18 protein-coding genes and 1 pseudogene are annotated in these 17,341 nt (G+C 68.2%); 8 read left to right on the top strand and 11 right to left on the bottom strand.

The window, feature by feature from the left end; all coding sequences use genetic code 11:
* Positions 1-5: 5 nt before the first annotated feature.
* Entirely contained in the window at positions 6-467 is a 462-nt protein-coding gene (locus GVY64_RS28005; RefSeq protein WP_236567269.1) for a DUF5994 family protein, read from the bottom strand.
* 300 nt (positions 468-767) lie between these two features.
* Here GVY64_RS28005 and GVY64_RS28000 point away from each other — a divergent pair, with 300 nt between their 5' ends.
* Positions 768-1,472 carry a TetR/AcrR family transcriptional regulator C-terminal domain-containing protein gene (locus GVY64_RS28000; RefSeq protein ID WP_159847714.1) on the top strand — a complete coding sequence of 235 codons (705 nt, stop codon included), beginning with the start codon at positions 768-770 and terminating at the stop codon, positions 1,470-1,472.
* Between the two features lie 11 nt (positions 1,473-1,483).
* Here GVY64_RS28000 and GVY64_RS27995 read toward each other — a convergent pair whose 3' ends face one another.
* Positions 1,484-1,894, bottom strand: a complete 411-nt coding sequence (locus tag GVY64_RS27995; RefSeq protein ID WP_159847711.1) for a DUF5994 family protein — start codon at positions 1,892-1,894, stop codon at positions 1,484-1,486.
* Positions 1,891-2,547 carry a TetR/AcrR family transcriptional regulator C-terminal domain-containing protein gene (locus GVY64_RS27990; protein ID WP_236567283.1) on the bottom strand — a complete coding sequence of 219 codons (657 nt, stop codon included), beginning with the start codon at positions 2,545-2,547 and terminating at the stop codon, positions 1,891-1,893. The genes GVY64_RS27995 and GVY64_RS27990 overlap by 4 nt, the downstream gene beginning before the upstream one ends.
* Positions 2,548-2,820: 273 nt before the next feature.
* Between GVY64_RS27990 and GVY64_RS27985 the strand changes: the two genes are divergently transcribed.
* The gene (locus GVY64_RS27985; RefSeq protein WP_159847705.1) at positions 2,821-2,994 is read left to right on the top strand and encodes a hypothetical protein; all 174 of its coding nucleotides are present in this window, start codon (positions 2,821-2,823) and stop codon (positions 2,992-2,994) included.
* Between the two features lie 72 nt (positions 2,995-3,066).
* Complete coding sequence (locus GVY64_RS27980; protein WP_159847702.1) at positions 3,067-4,290, top strand: fatty acid desaturase family protein; 1,224 nt, start codon at positions 3,067-3,069, stop codon at positions 4,288-4,290.
* A 59-nt stretch (positions 4,291-4,349) separates the two neighbouring features.
* Here the strand turns inward: GVY64_RS27980 and GVY64_RS27975 are convergent.
* A pseudogene (locus GVY64_RS27975) lies at positions 4,350-4,544 on the bottom strand (MFS transporter); the annotation flags it as partial.
* A gap of 262 nt (positions 4,545-4,806) precedes the next feature.
* A complete protein-coding gene (locus GVY64_RS27970) occupies positions 4,807-5,463 on the bottom strand; it encodes a hypothetical protein (protein ID WP_159847699.1) in 657 nt (218 codons plus the stop codon).
* Positions 5,464-5,481: 18 nt separating this feature from the next.
* Here GVY64_RS27970 and GVY64_RS27965 point away from each other — a divergent pair, with 18 nt between their 5' ends.
* Positions 5,482-5,730: a hypothetical protein gene (locus tag GVY64_RS27965; RefSeq protein ID WP_159847696.1), complete on the top strand. Its 249-nt coding sequence runs from the start codon at positions 5,482-5,484 to the stop codon at positions 5,728-5,730.
* 21 nt (positions 5,731-5,751) lie between these two features.
* On the opposite strand, the gene GVY64_RS27960 is transcribed toward GVY64_RS27965, so the two are convergent.
* Entirely contained in the window at positions 5,752-8,550 is a 2,799-nt protein-coding gene (locus GVY64_RS27960) for an ATP-binding protein (protein ID WP_201298184.1), read from the bottom strand.
* A 215-nt stretch (positions 8,551-8,765) separates the two neighbouring features.
* Between GVY64_RS27960 and GVY64_RS27955 the strand changes: the two genes are divergently transcribed.
* Positions 8,766-9,122: a VOC family protein gene (locus GVY64_RS27955; RefSeq protein WP_159847694.1), complete on the top strand. Its 357-nt coding sequence runs from the start codon at positions 8,766-8,768 to the stop codon at positions 9,120-9,122.
* A gap of 53 nt (positions 9,123-9,175) precedes the next feature.
* Positions 9,176-9,649: an iron chaperone gene (locus tag GVY64_RS27950; protein WP_159847691.1), complete on the top strand. Its 474-nt coding sequence runs from the start codon at positions 9,176-9,178 to the stop codon at positions 9,647-9,649.
* 39 nt (positions 9,650-9,688) lie between these two features.
* Here the strand turns inward: GVY64_RS27950 and GVY64_RS27945 are convergent, their stop codons facing one another.
* The 5 genes from GVY64_RS27945 to GVY64_RS27925 all read right to left on the bottom strand — a co-directional run bounded on the left by GVY64_RS27945 (position 9,689) and on the right by GVY64_RS27925 (position 15,958).
* A complete protein-coding gene (locus GVY64_RS27945; protein ID WP_201298183.1) occupies positions 9,689-10,963 on the bottom strand; it encodes a dihydrolipoamide acetyltransferase family protein in 1,275 nt (424 codons plus the stop codon).
* 19 nt (positions 10,964-10,982) lie between these two features.
* The gene (locus GVY64_RS27940) at positions 10,983-11,966 is read right to left on the bottom strand and encodes an alpha-ketoacid dehydrogenase subunit beta (RefSeq protein WP_201298182.1); all 984 of its coding nucleotides are present in this window, start codon (positions 11,964-11,966) and stop codon (positions 10,983-10,985) included.
* A gap of 19 nt (positions 11,967-11,985) precedes the next feature.
* Entirely contained in the window at positions 11,986-13,131 is a 1,146-nt protein-coding gene (gene pdhA, locus GVY64_RS27935; protein ID WP_201298181.1) for a pyruvate dehydrogenase (acetyl-transferring) E1 component subunit alpha, read from the bottom strand.
* Positions 13,132-13,142: 11 nt separating this feature from the next.
* On the bottom strand, positions 13,143-14,594 hold the full coding sequence (gene lpdA, locus GVY64_RS27930; RefSeq protein ID WP_159847685.1) for a dihydrolipoyl dehydrogenase: 1,452 nt from the start codon (positions 14,592-14,594) through the stop codon (positions 13,143-13,145).
* 167 nt (positions 14,595-14,761) lie between these two features.
* Positions 14,762-15,958: a PucR family transcriptional regulator gene (locus GVY64_RS27925; RefSeq protein ID WP_159847682.1), complete on the bottom strand. Its 1,197-nt coding sequence runs from the start codon at positions 15,956-15,958 to the stop codon at positions 14,762-14,764.
* A 164-nt stretch (positions 15,959-16,122) separates the two neighbouring features.
* Between GVY64_RS27925 and GVY64_RS27920 the strand changes: the two genes are divergently transcribed.
* Complete coding sequence (locus GVY64_RS27920) at positions 16,123-16,521, top strand: TOBE domain-containing protein (protein ID WP_159847679.1); 399 nt, start codon at positions 16,123-16,125, stop codon at positions 16,519-16,521.
* Positions 16,522-16,532: 11 nt separating this feature from the next.
* Positions 16,533-17,312, top strand: a complete 780-nt coding sequence (gene modA, locus GVY64_RS27915; RefSeq protein WP_159847676.1) for a molybdate ABC transporter substrate-binding protein — start codon at positions 16,533-16,535, stop codon at positions 17,310-17,312.
* Positions 17,313-17,341: the final 29 nt, after the last annotated feature.

Below are 17,341 nucleotides of genomic sequence, written 5' to 3'. Positions count from 1 at the left end.
TCCGCTCATCGGGATCTGAGGGTTGCTGATGCGGGGGTGACGGCGGCCATCAGGGCCGTGTGCGCGGTGTCGTCGGCGGTGGACGATGGGATTACGCGGAGCACGATCAGGTCGCGGTCGCGGCCGAAGACGTACATCGTGTTCCACAGTTCGAAGGGGTAGGGATCGAGCCGGACGGTGTGACCGTTGACGGTCGTCTGCCGGGGCGTGTCCGACCAGCACGCGGGGTCGTAGACGACTCGCCAGATGGGGCCGAGTCGGACGGTCAGGACGGCGAGGAGGTCTGGCAGTTCGGCGGTGAGTTCGCGCGATCGCGGCCACCACGCGCCGTCGAGGTATCCGCCGCGGTCGGCTTTCGGCTTCAACCTCAAGCGGGGTGTGTAGTCGGGCGGAACGCGATGGCGGGCGTACTGCGGGCGCATTTGTTCGGGCGTCATGGTGGTGCTGTTGTTTCTGTGGAATCGCATTTCGCGTCCTCTCGAGGCGTTGTTCGCGCATGGTCGCGCCGTGGCGTGGGTGGTCGCCGGGGCCGCGCGTATGACCATGCGGCCGCGGCCGGGGGGGTGGCGTTGCCCGCGGATCGAGTGGCCGTTGGTGCCGCGAGCATGAGCGTGAGCGGATACCTGCTTCGGTCCGGATCGGCGACGTGCAGACCGGATAGTCGCCGTGTATGTGTCCAGTACACGCCGTTTCCCTCGTTATGTCAACGTTGTAGGTCTACACTCGTAACTTCATCGGAGATCGCGAGGACGATGGAGGCATCCGAGATGGCCGAAGTTCCGAACCGGCGGCCGGTTCGCGCGAGAACCGGCGGGGGCAGCGGTCCGGTCACCAGGGCGGCCGTGCTGGCCGCGGCGCTCGAGATCATCGATCGCGATGGGGTCGACGGGTTGTCGATGCGCCGGCTGGCCGAGGCGGTGGAGCGCGATCCGATGGTGATCTACCGGCACGTGCCGAACAAGGCGGCTGTGCTGGATGGTGTGGCCGAGATCGTGTTCGCACAGCTGGCGGTCGACGCCGCCGACCCGGACTGGGCGGCGCAGTTGCGGGCGGTCGCCCGCGATTTTCGCCGGCTGGCTCTGGCCCATCCGCGGGTGGTGCCGCTGCTGGTAACCCGGCCGCTGGCCACACCATTGGGGTTGCGCCCCTATGCGGTGGTCCGCCCGCTGGAAGACATCCTCCAGTTGCTCACTCGCGCCGGGTTTTCCGGCACCGACGCGTTGCACATCTACCGTGCGGTGTTCGGGTTCCTCTACGGGCACGTTCTGAACGAGTTGCAGGAGATCGTGGAGCGTCCCGAGGAGACCGACGACGTGCTGCGGCTCGGGCTGCACCGCCTACCGATCGGGCAGTTCCCGTTGCTGCGTGCACTTGCGCCGGTCCTGGCCGCCTACGACGGCGCGGCCGAGCTCGAACGCGGTCTGGACATCCTGCTCACCGGGCTCAGCGCCACGCTGCCGGGTCCCGGCTGATGACGTGTGGCTCAGCCCGCCTCGAGGGAACCGCCTTCGGAATCCCAACATTGCTGTGCGGCAATCGTTTCGGCATCATCGGTGGACGGAAGGTCGACTCGCACGGTGAGTCTGCCGCCGCCGACCCCGAGGACATCGATGGTCTGCGCGGGCTTGTGCCGGTAGCCGTCCAGCCGTACCTGTCGCCCAGCGTTGGCGAGTTTGCCCGGTGCGATGGTCCATTCGTCGAGGTGATAGATCACTCGATGGATCGGGCCGAGCCGATCCCCGAGTACCGCGAGCAGATCTGGCAGCTCGGCCACGAGGTCGCTGCCGTACGGCTGCCACACCCCGACGGCGCCCGCTGTGTCGAACTGGCATCGCAGTCGATGGACGGACGGTATCTGCCGCCTCGGGGCGATTTTGCTCAGTTGTAGCGTCATGTCCGACGCTCCCATCTCGGCCGCGCCGCGGCCGGATTCAAGGTCTCGGTGAGACCGCTGATCAGGATGTCCAGGCCGCGTTCGAGCTCGGCCGCGCCGTCGTAAGCGGCCAGATCCGAGGCGAGACCGCGAAGCAAGGGAAACTCGCCGATCGGCAGGCGGTGCAGCCCCAGACGCAGCAGGTCGGTGGCCTCTTCAGGACGTTCGACGATTTCCTGGAGTTCGTTGAGGACGTGGCCGTAGAGGAATCCGAACAGCGCCCGGTAGATGTGCAAGGCGTCGGTCCTGCTGAAGTCGGCTCGGACGAGCAGCTCCAAAGTTCGTTGCAGCGGCCGCAGGGTGCCGAGTGGCCGCAGTCCGAGCGGAGTGGACAGCGGGTGGGTGACCAACAAGGGAACCACGTTCGGGTGGGCTACGGCCAGCCGTCGGAAGTCGCGGGCGATGATGCGCAGTTGACGGCGCCAGTCGGGGTCGGCGGGCTCGACAGTCAGCTGTTCGAGCACTATCTCGGCGACACCGTCGAGGAGTGCGGCTTTGTTGGCCGCGTGCCGGTACAGCACCATCGGATCGCGGCCGAGCGCCTGGCCGAGGCGCCGCATCGACAGGTGCTCGACACTCTCGCGATCGATGATCTCGAGCGCGGCCACCAGCATCGCAGACCGGGTCAGCGGGCTGTTCGTGGCGCTCTGGCGGTCGGCGTAACCTGCTGAGACGTCTGTGGAAACGATCGGTTCGGCCTTGATTCGGCTCATCGGATCAGCGTCTCCTCTCGGTCGGACGCTGTCATTGTTACCGTTGTAAGTCTACGCTGTAGACAGACGGTGTAGCCAGCCTTAAGCTGGATGCAACCGGTTCGCGCATCCGCTGGTAGGCAGATGCGAGGAGTTCGTGGGCGAACTGCGCGACCGGGAGATTGGTACATTCCGATGACGATCAAGCACAAGATCGCGAGCCGGGCACGGGCGGGATGGGCGAGGTTGCAGACGCTGCTCGCCAGACCCGACGAAGACAGCCGCCGCCAAACGGATATCGGCGGCAGGCGTCCCGGCGGCCCCATCGAACGAGCCGGGCGCAAGCTGAGACACGTCTTCGAACGCTGACCCCGGTCTCGACCGCCTGCGGGTAGGACTTGTGTCCGCGGCAAGCACTCAGGAGATTCGAGGACATAACGAATGGCAATCACGCAGGTGGCCGTCTACGCACACTTGAGCGATACGGATGTCGAAGCATTGGGGCGGGAACTCGACGCGATTCGCCGTGACATCCTGGGTCGGCGCGGCGCCCGGGATGCCGCCTATATCCGTCGGACGATCGCGTTCCAACGAATACTAGATGTCACGGCCCGGCTGGTGATCGCCTGCACGCGAACGAAACGCGGCTGGTTGCTGGGGACGACGGCGTTGGCGGCGGCGAAGAGCATCGAGAACATGGAAATCGGCCACAATGTGTGTCACGGCCAATGGGATTGGATGAACGACCCGGAAATTCATTCCAGCACTTGGGAATGGGACATGGCGGGTCTGTCGTCCCAGTGGCGCTATTCGCACAACTATCGCCATCACGTGTACACCAATGTTCTCGGCATGGACGACGACATCGGGTTCGGCGTGATGCGGATGACCCGCGACCAGCGGTGGGGACCGTGGTTGCTGTTGCAGCCGCTGCAGAACCTGTTTCTGGCGGCGACTTTCGAGTGGGGGATCGCTCTGCACGATCTGTACTCCGAGCGCGACCGCGCGGCCGCCCCGGCGGAGAAGGCCGCTCAGACCAGAGCCCTGATCGGGAAGATCGCGCGGCAGATCGGCAAGGACTATGTGCTCTTTCCGGCGCTGAGCGGGCGGCACTGGCGTCGTACACTCGCCGCGAACCTCGCCGCCAATACGCTGCGCAATCTCTGGGCGTATGTGGTGATATTCTGCGGTCATTTCCCCGACGGCGCAGAGAAATTCACCCCCGCCGCCGTGCAGCACGAGACCAAGGCCGAGTGGTATCTGCGGCAGATGCTCGGGACCGCGAATTTCCAAGCCGGGCCGGTGCTGGCATTCCTGAGCGGAAACCTGTGCCATCAGATCGAACACCATCTGTTTCCCGACCTGCCCAGCAACCGGTACGCCGAGATCGCCCGGCGCGTACGCGCGTTGTGTGACAAATACGACCTGCCCTACACTACCGGACCGCTGATCCGGCAGTACCTATTGACCCTGCGCACCATTCACAAGTTGGCCCTACCGGACAGCTTCCTGACCGCGACCTCCGACGACGCACCAGAAACCGCCTCCGAACGCAAGTTCGGCGCACACCCTGCGCTCGGTGTCGGCGCATTCCCTCGGCGCGGACTGCGCACCGCGCTGAGCCTCGCACGCCGGTTTCCTTCCTCCCGAGGAGCGAACCTCTAGTGCACTGGTGCTGATCGGCCGAGTTTGCGCGGCCGATGCGCTGAGCCCCATTGCGCCTGGCCGGGGCCGACCAGTGCGACGGTCAGGCCCGCGACGGCCGACGACGCACCCAAGTCGGGGGCGGTGAGCGCCATGACCGGCGCTGCGGCTCCCATACCGATCCCATACGCCGCCGCGGGTACGTAGACGGTGAACAACAATGGGCGAAGCGCAGCGATTTCGACCGAAGTCTCGTCCTGCCGTGACGCGGTCATCGGCCTCCTCGGGAATTCGCGGGCAGAATTGCGCCGCATCGCGGATCATGCGGAGGATTCATCGAGACCCGGAAGTATTGGGGGTCAAGAACTTTACAACGTCAGCGATAGGATCATGGGACCATATGGTCCGCAACTGTACGGATATCGCTATCGCTGCCACATTGTGAAAATCGGCGTGATTCTAGCCGGAGACCACCGGGACTCGTGGAACGACCTGGGAGCTGTTCTCCGGGCCGTTCGTCGCCAGGCGATCCCGGTATCAGGAATCCGTCGGAGCAGGCGTCCGGACGGCGATTTCGCCGCTCAATGCGTAGTCGCCGGACAGTCGCAGCCCGTCTCCGCTCCAGAATCGGCCCGGGTCGTACCAATCCGGGCTGCGGTGCTGCGGCAGCAGTCCCATGGCTTGATAGGTGGCGGCGACGATTTCGGCGCAGTACGCGTTCTCCAGTTCCCGCGCGGCCGATCGGTCCCGCGTGCGGCGGGGGAGGCGCGCGCGGCCGCGTAGCCAGCGCCCCGCCATGCCCGCGGTGGAGGGGAACGGGGTGCCGTCGAGCCGGGCGATGGCGCGCAGCACGCTGTCTTCCATCTCTCGCCCGGCAGGAGGGTTCAGCTGGCGCAACCAGGCCTGCTGACCGTAGCGGTGGGCCCACACCAGCACGGCGTCGCGCAGGTTGTGCAACTGCGCGCCGCGGTGGGCGGTTCCCGACCACATGTCGGGCAGGGATCGTCCGAGTTCCGCGTGCCAGATCAGCGCGGGCAGATCATCGATCACGACGGACATCCCGACATGGTTCACCGGACTGTTGGTCGTCATGCGGATCACCCGGTCGGCCGTGGAATGTCCACGAAACAGCCAGATGTCGCCCGTTCTGGTGACCTCGACCGCACGGTCGAGACTGATGCCCGTCCCCGTCATGGTCGTAGCCTATGCGGTATGAGGTGGTGGAAGGCAGTGGGATTGGCGGGTGTGGCCGGTGTGGTTGCCACCGGTGTCGTGGTGGTGCGCGCGGAGCGCCGCCGCCGTGCCTACACACCGGACCAGGTGCGCGAGCAACTGCACGCGCGATTGGCCCAGGTGACTCCGGAGACGGTCGAATCCGGCGCCGCGCAACCGCGGGGCGCGTTCGATATCCGTGGGCTGGTCGGGCGATTGTTCCGTCGCCGGGCACAGCAGCGGAAATAGCGGCGCCGCCGCGTCGATGCCCTATGAGGCGATGCGAGCCATCGGGACGAAGCCGAGTTCGGCGAGCGCGGCCGCGCCGCGGTCGGCATGGTCGCCGCCGGCCAGCACCCTGGTCCGCGCCGCCTGGTAGGGGCAACCGGCTGCCTCGAACGCATCCGCCGTGGCGAGCAGCCGTTTTTGGTCCTCGGAGAGCAGTGCTTCGGCTCGCTCCACGATGGCGCCTGCGACGGGGTTACCGGCGACGACGGTCCGGGCCTCGGCCAAGCGCTCGACGGCATCGGAGGCCCCGGCGAGCACACCGGCTTCGGCCCGCAGCGCCACATACCAGTGCAGCCAGATCCAGGTGACCCATCGCCACACCTCGTGCGGCTCGGTCGCCATCCGTTCGAGTGCCTCGTGCACCTGCCCACGGTGGAGCAAAACGAGTGCGTCGAAGACCGCGCCGTATCCGTGCGTGTGCGCTGGTGACGTACCGAGCCCACGAACCACCGCGTCCCACTCGCCGCGAGCCTCCTGGTCGCCACGGAGCTCGTGAATCATCGTCACACCCGCCACCGCCGGACCGAGGCCCGACTTGGCGGGATCGCCGACCCGTTGCCACGCCTCGAGGAAGCGGACACTCTGGGCGCGAACGTCATCGACTTTGCCCGCCAACGCGTCGGTCACCAGCAGCCAGCTCGTCGCGCGATGTCCGACCTCGGCCAGCAAGGGATGATCCGCGAGCTGTTGTGCCCATCGGCGGGCGCTACACAGGTCGCCGGCGCCGAGTTCGGCTTCGGCGGCCTCGCCGAGCGCGTCGATCAGCTCAGGGGTGCCGACCGGAGTATGCGGGGTGGACTCCAGCAGCACCATTCGCCGTCGTGCGACGGCCGCGGCGGTGAAGGTGTCACCGGCCAGGCTGTGGGCGCCCGCGAGGGTGTCCAGTGCGGCGGACTCGGCAAGCGGATCGCGTGTACGGTGCGCGAGTTCGACCGCACGCTCGGCACGCGCCACGATCTCCGGCACGCGGTCGCCGGACGCGTGCTGGGCGGTGAGCGCATCGGTGAGCGCCCGCCCGGCCTCGGCCAGCGCCACAGCGGCTCGAGCCGCCGGGTCGTCACCGGCGAGCTGCTGTGCCTCGGTGATGAGTGCGATCGCCTCCTCCGGTGGCAGGGGACGGACGAACTTGCTAGCGAACCGGTAGGCGTTGGCGGCGGCGGTCGCCAGGTCGCGGGCCGCGCCGGCGGAGTCACCGGACCGGAGGGCTGCCTCCGCGGCCGCGCGGTGGAGGCGATGCATGTCGTCCCCCCGCATCTGGCATCCGGCCGCGGCCGCGGCGTGCCGGAACATCACGGCGGCGGTGGCCGGGTCGTCCGCGAGCGAGGCCGCCTGCTCGTAGCGCATCTGGGACTCGCCGATCAGATTGCGGGTGAAGCACAGTTGCGCCATGTGCTGGGCCAAGCGGGACGCCTCCGCGCGCCGCTCCGGCTGGTCGGCCGCCCACGCCATCGCAGCGCGGAAATCGTCGGCCACCGCGTCGAATCGTGGTCGCCACTCCGCGCGTACCACCGTCAGATCGGCGGCCACGGCCAGACACCAGCTCAGGTGACGAGACCGGATATCGGCGAGTTCACCGGCTTCGGTGAGCTGCTCGGCTCCGTACTGACGAATGGTTTCCAGCGCCCGGTATTCGGTACCGGCCGGGGACGCCGTCACCACCAGCAGGCTCTGCTCGGCGAGCCGGGCCAATCCGTCGGCGACGACGCTTTTCCCGGAGGCGGCCACCTCCGCGGCGGCCGCGATGGTGAACGACGTCATGAACACCGACACCCGCCGCAGCAGCACGCGATCGTCGGGCTCCAGCAGCGCGTGGCTCCAGTCCAAGGCCGCTCGGACCGACCGGTGCCGCTCCTCGGTGCGCGAGCCCCCGGCCAGCATCCGGAGTTGATCGGACAGCCCGGCTTCGAGGCCGTCCAGCCCGAGTGTGGTCCAGCGGGCGGCGGCCAATTCGATCGCCAGCGCGACGCCGTCCAGCCGCGCGCAGAACGCGGCAACCTGGTCGCGCAGCGCATGATTCGGCGGCCAGCCGCCTGCCTCCGCGCGCTGCATGAACAACTCGACCGCATCCGACGCACCCTCGCCGGCCAACGACATCGGCGGGACCGTGTACGCCCGTTCGAACGGCACCATCAGCCGCGCCCGGCTGGTCGCCAGCACCGTCACGCCGGGACAGGTCGCGAGCAACCGCTCGAGGAACGGCGCCACTCCGTCGCGCACATGTTCGCAGTTGTCCAGCACGAGCAAGGCGTGCCGGTCGGCCAGCGCGGCGGGCACCGACTCGTCCATGGCGCGTCCGGGCTGCTCGCCGAGTCCGAGGGCGAGGGCGACCGTTCCGGCGACCGCGGAGGTGTCCGGACTGGTGAGGGGGACCAGGTCGACGAACCACACGCCGTCGGGATACTCGCCGCTCAGCTCCGCGGCGACCGTCAGCGCGAGCCGGGTCTTGCCGACCCCGCCGGGACCGACCGCGGTCACCTGCCGGTGTTCCCTGAGCATCGCGGTGAGCTCGGCTCGCTCCCGGCCGCGGCCGACGAACGTGGTCAGCGGGGTCGGCAGCACCGGCGCCGGGCGCGACCGATCGGGGCGAGCCGGAGCGGACGCGCGCTGGGCCAGCGCCCTCCGGTCCGGAACCTCCAGCTTGCGCAGCAGCGAGGAGACATGACTTTCCACGGTGCGCACGGAGATGAACAGACGCGCACCGATCTCCGCGTTGCTGAGATGGTCCCCCACCAGCGTCAGCACCTCGGCTTCCCGAGCCGAGATCTCCACCGTCGCCACCATGGCACCGATTCTGCCGTATTCCCGTCGCGCTCAGACTGCACGGTCGGTTCTGCACCGGGGATGTTGCCGTGGACTATCCGTGCGTCGATCCGTGGCCGGTTCCGTGGTCGCCACGGATGTGGATCGGTGGTGCCGGAGGAGATGCTGTGAGCACACCGGTTCACCTCGGCAGACGAGCACCGGGACCACCTGACCGACGACTCGAAGGAGTGATCGTGCCCAGCTCTCCCACGCAGGGAATCAAAACCGTGCTGCATCCCGTGTCGGACTTGGCGGCGGCCAAGACGCTGTTCACCGCCCTGCTCGGCGTGGCGCCGCAGACCGACACGTCCTACTACGTCGGCTTCGACGCCGAAGGCCAGCACATCGGGCTGGTGCCGACCGGCGGACCGCAAGGGATGACCTCGCCGGTGGCCTACTGGCACGTGCCGGACATCGCGGCGAAGCTCGCGGAGGTGACCGCCGCGGGCGCCACCGTGACCGAGTCCGCGCACGACGTCGGCGGCGGCCGCCTGGTCGCCACCGTCACCGATACCGACGGCAACGTCCTCGGGCTCATCCAGGACCGCTGAGCGCCGAACCGACCACCCCCCTCATCCGTACACGCCACGAAGGAAACCAGCTCATGACCGCGCAGCAGACCACCGCCCGCACCAGCACCAAGACCAAGGCCGCCGTCGGATTCACCGATGAGGAGCGAGCCGCGATGAAAGAGCACGCCGCAGAGCTGAAGACGGCCGCGCGCCGCGGCTCGCGGGCGGCTAAGGCGGACGGGGAGAACGACGTGCTCGCGAAGATCGCCGGGATGTCGGAATCCGACCGCGTCATGGCCGAGCGGCTGCACGCCGTCGTCAAAGCCAGCGCTCCGGACCTGTCCCCGAAACTCTGGTACGGCATGCCCGCGTACGCCAAGGACGGCAAGGTCGTCTGCTTCTTCCAGAGCGCGGCGAAGTTCAAATCGCGCTACGCCACCTTCGGTTTCAACGACATCGCCAACCTCGACGACGGCACCGTGTGGCCGACGGCTTTCGCCCTGACGAAGCTGACCGCGGCCGACGAGGCGATGATCGGCGATCTGGTGAAGAAGGCGGTGGCCTGACCACCGCCGCCGGCCCGGCTGCCGAACGGTCGGCCGATGTCAGGTCACGATGCGGAGGGGATGTTCGAGCAGGTCTTTCAGTTGCTGGAGGAATTGCGCGGCCACGGCTCCGTCGATGACGCGGTGGTCGGCGGACATGGTGACGCGCAGGATCTTCCGGGTCACCACCTGGCCGTCGTGCAGGCGCAGTTCGTCGGTGCCGGCGCCGACGGCCAGGATGGCGGCCTCCGGTGGGTTGATCACGGCGGTGAAATGCTCGATACCGAACATTCCCAGGTTGGAGATGGTGAAGGTGCCGCCGCTCATTTCGTCGGCGCGCAGCTTGCGCTCGCGGGCACGTTCGGCTTTGTCGCGGCTTTCGGTGGCGATCTCGGACACGCTCTTCCGATCCGCGTCGCGCAGCACCGGGACGAGGAGACCTGCGGGGGTCGCGACTGCCATGCCGAGGTGAATGCCTCGGTGCCGCCACACTTTGTCACCCGCGAACGAGACATTGACCGAAGGGTTGCTCCGCAGCGTCACGGCGACGGCTTTGATCAGCAAATCGTTCACGCTGACCTTGGTGCCGGTCGGTGCCAGCGTGGCGTTCACCTGGGCACGGAATCCGAACAGCTCGGTCACATCGACGGCAGCGGTCAGATAGATGTGCGGAGCCTGCTGCTTGCTCTCGGTGAGCCGCGTGGCCGACACCCGTTGGATGCCGGTCAGCGGAATTTCCTCGTAGTCGCCTTGGGCCGAAACCGAGATGTCCGCCATGGGAGCGGGGGCGGATGGGGGCGGCGTATCGATTTGGGCTGCACGATGGGCGGTTTCGACGTCTTGCCGGATGACGCGTCCACCTGGACCGGTGCCCACCACACTGGAGATGTCGACACCGAGTTCGTCGGCGACCTTGCGCGCCAGCGGCGACGTCTTCTTCCGATCCGCCGTTCCGCGGGATCCGGCGACGGATTCGCTGACGGCGGCAACCGGAACCGATCGGGTATCCGACACGGCGCCGTTGTCGCGGACAGCCGGCGCGACGGGTGCGGCGGCCGGAGCGGGTGCGCTACCACTCGAGCTGCTCACGGCGGCTGCACTGCCGTCGCCGATGATCCCGATGGGCGTGCCGATCGGCACCCGGGCACCCGCTGCGGCGAGGATCTGCTCGAGCACGCCATCGTCGTAGGCCTCCAGTTCCATGAGGGCCTTGTCGGTTTCGATCTCCGCGAGGACTTCGCCTCGCTCGACCGGATCGCCCACCTGCTTGAGCCAGGAGACGATGACGCCTTCCTCCATGGTGTCGGAGAGGCGGGGCATGGTGATTTCGGGCATGTATGTGTCCTCTGGTGTCTCAGCGTCGCTTGCCGACGGCCGCGAGGGTTTCCACGGCGGCGTTGTACAGCGAATCGGCCGACGGCAAGGCGAGCCGTTCGAGCGGCTTGGCATAGGGGAGCGGCACCTCGGCCATGGCCACCCTGCGCACCGGGGCGTCCAGATAGTCGAAGGCGCCGTCGGAGATGGAGGCGGCCACCTCTGCGCCGATGCCGTAGGTGAGCCAGTCGTCCTCGCCGATCACCGCGCAGCCGGTCTTGCGGACGGATTCGACCAGCGTGGCCCGGTCCAGCGGACGAAGGCTGCGCAGGTCGACGACCTCGGCCGAGTAACCGTCGGCGGCGAGACGCTCGGCGACCTCGGAGCACACCGTGGCCATGCGGGAGTAGCCGATCAGGGTGATATCGGAGCCGGTTCGCGTCACCGCGGCCTTGCCGATCTGCGCAGCCGGAAGGCTCTCGGGAACTTCGCCTTTGGTGTTGTACAGGGACAGGTTCTCCAGGAAGAGCACCGGATCGTCGTCTTCGATGGCAGCCTTGAGCAGCGCCCGCGCGTCGGCCGGGGTGCTCGGCGCGACCACCTTCAAGCCCGGGACGAACGCGTAGTACAGCTCCACGTTCTGCGAATGCGTCGCGCCGAGCTGTTGGCCGCCGCCGCCCGGGGTGCGGATGACCATCGGCACGCTGGTCTGCCCGCCGAACATGCCGTAGATCTTCGCGGCGTGATTGACAATCTGGTCCAGCGCCAGCAGCGAGAAGTTGATCGTCATGATCTCGACGACCGGACGCAGGCCGAGCATGGCGGCGCCGATGGCGGCACCGACGAAGCCCTCTTCGGCGATGGGAGTGTCGCGTACCCGCTTCTCGCCGAATTCGGCGAGCAGTCCGGCGGTGATCTTGTAGGAGCCTTCGAAGACGCCGATCTCCTCCCCGATGAGGAAGACATCCTCGTCGCGCCGCATCTCCTCGCGGAGGGTTTCGCGCAGCGCTTCACGATAGGTCATGACAGCCACGGTGGGCTCCTTAAGCGGTGAAGAGCGGGTCGGCGGGCAGGCGGCGCGAGTCGCCCGCCACGGGCGTCGCGTAGGTGAAGTCGAACAGGCTCGACGGCTCCGGATGCGGGCTGGAATCGGCGAATTCGACCGCGGCGGCGACCGCGGCGGCCACCTCGGCTTCGACCGCGCCCACGGTCTGATCGTTCAGCACACCGGCGGCCAGCAGCACCTCACGCCAGCGGTCGACGGGATCGTTGCTCCGGGCGGTCGCCACCGCTTCCTCGGTGCGATATTTCGCCGGGTCGACCACGGAATGCCCCTTGAGACGGTGACTGACCGCTTCGAGCAGCGCGGGTTTCCGCTCCCGCCGCGCGGTTTCGATCAGCTCACCGGCCACCTCGCGGACGGCGAGGACATCGGTGCCGTCCACGCGCTCGCCACGCATGCGGTAGGCGGCGGCACGCTTCCACAGGTCCGGTTCGGCGGAGGAGCGTTCGACCGTGGTGCCCATGCCGGTCTGGTTGTTGATCACCAGGAACACCACCGGCAGGTTCCACAGGGCCGCGATGTTCAGCGACTCGTGGAACGCGCCGATGTTCGTCGTGCCCTCGCCCATCTGGCACACCACCACGTCGTCGTCGCCGCGGTAGTCGATGGCCAGTGCCGCGCCGACGGCCAGCGGAACCTGACCGCCGACGATGGCGTAACCGCCGAGCAGGCGGGTCGCGGTGTCGTACATGTGCATGGAACCGCCCCAGCCCTTGGAGGTGCCGGTGGAACGGCCGTACAGTTCCGCCATGACCCGGCCCGGCTCGATGCCTTTGGCCAGCGCGTAGCCGTGCTCGCGGTAGTTGGTGAACAAATAGTCGGTGGGTCGCATGGCCGCGCCGAGCCCGACCACCGTGGCCTCTTCACCCAGGTTGAGATGGCAGTATCCGCCGATCTTGGCTTGCTGGTAGCTCTGCGCGGTGCGCTCCTCGAAGCGGCGCACGAACAGCATGTCGCGGTACAGCCCGCGCAGCGTATCGGGATCCTCCGCAGCGAGGCGTACGTCGGCCTGATCCATCGAGGTTTGCGCGGCGCCGCCGTTCGTCCGGCTCGGTGCGGAGGACTGTGCGGCCTCGGGCCGCGTCGTCTTGCGGCTCGGTTTGCGAGAGGTGGTGCTGGTGGTCACGGCAGGTCTCCTCAACGCTTCCTGGGCGCGATGTGCACAGGCAGTCCGAGTCCGGCCAAGGCCGCCTCCATGCCGATCTCGCCGAGGGTGGGGTGGGCATGGATGGTGTCGGCGAGTTCGTCGAGGGTCGCCTCCAGCGAAATGGCCAGTGCGCCTTCGGTGATCAGGTCACTGGCCGACGGTCCGATGATGTGCACGCCGAGCACTTCGCGATGCCGCCGCCCGGCAACGATTTTGACGAAACCTTCGGTGTCGCCGAAGGTCTGGGCCCGGCCGAGTGCCGCGAAGGGGAACCGCACGGTGACGACGTCGTGCCCGGCGGCGCGGGCCTTCGCCTCGGTGAAACCGACGCCGGCGATCTCGGGGTGGGTGAAGGTGGCGGCGGGTATCACGGTGTAGTCGATGTGCGCCGGGTGGCCGGCGATCACATCGGCGGCGGTGAGCCCCTGATGCGAGGCGACGTGTGCGAGCAGGGCGCGCCCGGTGACGTCTCCGATGGCGTAGACGTGCTGGACTCCGGTACGCAGCTGTTCATCGACGGGGATGAAACCGCGAGCGTCGGTGCTTATTCCCGCGATGTCCAAGCCGAGGTCGGCGGTGTTGGGGCGGCGCCCGACGCCGACGAGCACCACGTCCGCGTCGAGTTCTCGCGCGTGCTCGCCTGCCACGCTGACGCGCAGCACGTCGGTCTGCGCGATGGACTCGACCGTGGAACCGGTGAGCACGGTGATGCCCCGCTTGGTGAACGACCGCCCCAGGGCGGCGCCCACATCGTCGTCCTCGAGCGGGACCAGGGTGTCCTGCATCTCGACGATGGTGACCTGAGAGCCGAAACTCGCGAACAGGCTGGCCCATTCCGCGCCGACCGCGCTGCCGCCGATGACGACCAGTCGTGCGGGCACCTCGGTCAGCCCGAACGCGCCGTCGGAGGTGATGACGCCCGGCAGGTCCGCGCCCGGAATCGGCAGCCGCGCAGGCACCGATCCGGTCGCGATGATCACGTCCTTCGCGCTGATCGTGCGGGTGGCGGTCGCGGTCGGCGCGGCGGCATAGCGGGGGCCGCCGGGGAAGATCGGCGATCGACCCGCCTCGAACACTTCGACACCGGTCGGGCCGGTGAAGCGGGCGTGCCCCTCGATGACCGTGACACCGTTCGCGGCGAGCAGGCTCGCCACACCGTCGGTGAGTTGCTTGACGATGCCGTCCTTGCGCTGGCGCACCGCGGCGAAGTCATAGCGTAGGTTGTCGGCGTAGACGCCGAAATCGGCTGCGGTGGCGAGTGTCTGGAAGATCTCCGCCGAGCGCAGCATCGCTTTGGTCGGAATGCAGCCCCAGTTCAGGCAGACTCCGCCCGGGCGTTCCTTCTCCACCAAACCGACGCGCAGGCCGCGTTGGGCCGCGCGGATGGCCGCGACGTATCCGCCCGGGCCGCCGCCGACCACCAGTAGATCGAAATCCGGCACTCGTGGTGCTCCTCGTCCTCGATGATCAGATCCACCGCCGGTTGTGGGGTGGATCATCGCTATCGAGTGTTGCCGTAGCGGAGTGCACAAACAATCGCCACCAAGCCCAGTAGTGCGTTTGTCGAATTGGGCGCTGAGCCCAATCGGGTGCGGCCTGTGCCGTGGGATCAGGCTCTGTCCGGTGCCTCGACGAGGTCGAGCGCGGCCAGCGCCAGGGACAGTTCCACATAGTTGCGCCGGCCTTCGAGTGGGCGGCCGAGCAGGGTCGAGACGCGGTGGAGTCGATTGATGACGGTGTTGCGATGGCAGTGCAGTCGCGCCGCGGCATGGGCGGCGGAGCAGTCGTGCGCCAGCCAGGCAGCCAGGGTGTTCAGCAGCGTCCTGCGCTCGGCGGCGGCCAAGGCCAGGATCGGACCGAGCGTGTGCGCGACCAGCATGTCGGTCAGGTCGGTCGAGCGCAGGAGCAGCGCGTGCTGGAAGCGCTGATGCAGCGGTACGAGTCCCGTCGTGTCGGGGGGCAAGGTCTGCAAGGTCAGCAGTGCCCAGCCGTGCGCCGTGCCGACCTGCGCGAGCCCGCTCACCGCGGGAGAGGCGCCCGCGCGTCCGCGGATGCGCGGTTCGATTCGTCGTAACACCGCGGCGACGTCGTGGCGCTCGACCGCTATCAGCCCCACCGTCGAGTCGACGCGATCGTGCCACACCGACCGGATGCCGATCGCTGCCAACGCGGCTTCCGTGCCGGTGTGCACCGCCTCTGCGCCGCCGTCGGCCACGACGACGAGGTAGGCGCTGGCGACCGGAAGGTTCAGCTCACGGGCGGCGCGCGTGGCGAAGGTCGTGTCGTGGGCGCGGCCGGCGAGTAGGTCCTCGAGCAGAGCGTGGCGGCGGCGTTCGTCGCTGCGCAACTGTTCGAGTTCGGTGCGGCGGTAGGAGGTGACCAGCGACGAGGACAATCCGTCGATCACCGCCCACAACGCGGTGCCGACCGCACGAATCGCGCCCGGGGCGAGTTCGTCCGCCTTGTCGAGCAGGACCTCCCACACGATGCGGCCGCCGAGCCGGAAGGTGCGGAGCATGGCTTCGAGCGGTACACCCTGTTCGGCGCGGCGGCGGCCGATGGACGCGGCGACTTCGTCGTCGAACGCGGTCGTCGGAGAGTCCAGCAGGTCGAGGATGCGGGTCACGTACCGGCGGCAGCCGTCGACCAGGTCGGCGCGGGCGACCGTCGAGTAATCGGTCCATTCCGGGTTGTCGGTGAAGATCTCCGCTATCAGCCGCTCGGTCAGAGCCGGAATCTCCGCACGACAGGCGCCTACCAACTCCTGTGTGCACGTTGCCGGGATCGCCTTGTTCGATGTCGACATGTCGCTCGGAGCCCTTCTCGTCGGCCGTGCCCACGACTGCGCAGGCGGCGGCATATCCCGACCGTATCGGGTCGGGACGATTCGTTCGACGGAGAGTGCGGGTATCCGGAATCGCGGTTGGTCCCGGCTTTCATCGCCGCGAATGCGGCAATATGCTGTGGATCGTGTCGAATCTACGGATCAGTGAAGCGGCCGCGTTGCTGGGCGTCAGCGACGACACGGTGCGTCGATGGATTGATCAGGGCCGTCTCACCGCGACGCAGCTCGACAACGGCCGCAAAGGAGTCGGGGGCCGTGACCTCGCCGAATTCCTGCGGGCCAATGCCGAGGCGCCCGCGCCCGGTGCGACGGTGGCCGCGTCGGCCCGCAATCGGATGCGCGGAATCGTGACCCGGGTGGTGAAGGACACGGTGATGGCGCAGGTGGAGATGCAGGCCGGACCGTTCCGGCTGGTGTCGCTGCTGAGCCGGGAATCGGTCGACGAGCTCGGCCTGGAAGTCGGCAGCGTCGCTGTCGCGTCGGTGAAGTCCACGCACGTCGTCGTGGAGATACCGGAAAGTTGACGAGAGTGGCAATGTTTCGCAAGTTGGGTGTCGCGACCGCGACCGTGCTGGCTGTCGTGACCCCGACGGGCTGCGGCGCGACGGACACGACCGAGCACGCCGACGGACAGCACGTGTCGGGCACGGTGACCGTGTTCGCCGCGGCGTCGCTCACCGAGACGTTCGGCGAGCTGGGCAAGCAGTTCGAGGCCGCGCACCCGGGTGTCGAGGTGGTCTACAGCTTCGGCGCGAGTTCCGCACTCGCTCGACAGATCATCCAAGGCGCACCCGCCGACGTGTTCGCCTCGGCCGCTCCGAAAAACATGCAGCAGGTGCGCGACAAGGGCGAGGTCACGACCGCGCCGGTGACCTTCGTGCGCAACCGGCTCGAGATCGCGGTCCCGAAGGGCAATCCGGGGCACATCACCGGGTTGGCCGATTTCGGCAAGACCGAGCCCAAGCTCGCGTTGTGCGCGGAGCAGGTGCCCTGCGGCGCCGCGGCCCAGACGGTGTTCGAGACCGCGGGCATCACTCCGCAGCCCGATACCCGCGAGCAGGACGTCAAGGCGGTGCTGACCAAGGTCACGCTCGGGGAGGTGGACGCCGCGCTCGTGTATCGCACCGACGTCCGCGCCGCGGGCGGCAAGGTCGAGGGCATCGACTTCCCGGAATCGGCCGCGGCGATCAACGACTACCCGGTCGCGCCACTGGCGCACGCCCCGAACGCGGCGGCCGCCGCGGCCTTCGTCGACTTCGTGACCTCGGAAAAGGCCGAGTCGGTCTTCGCCGCGGCGGGATTCGACACCCCGTGATCGCGCCTTCGCGGCGGCGGGCGGTACTC

Source organism: Nocardia sp. CY41, from assembly GCF_009829325.1.
Classification (GTDB): Bacteria; Actinomycetota; Actinomycetes; order Mycobacteriales; family Mycobacteriaceae; genus Nocardia.
Note: the sequence above shows the minus strand (reverse complement) of the source record. Positions and strands in the feature narration are given on the sequence as shown.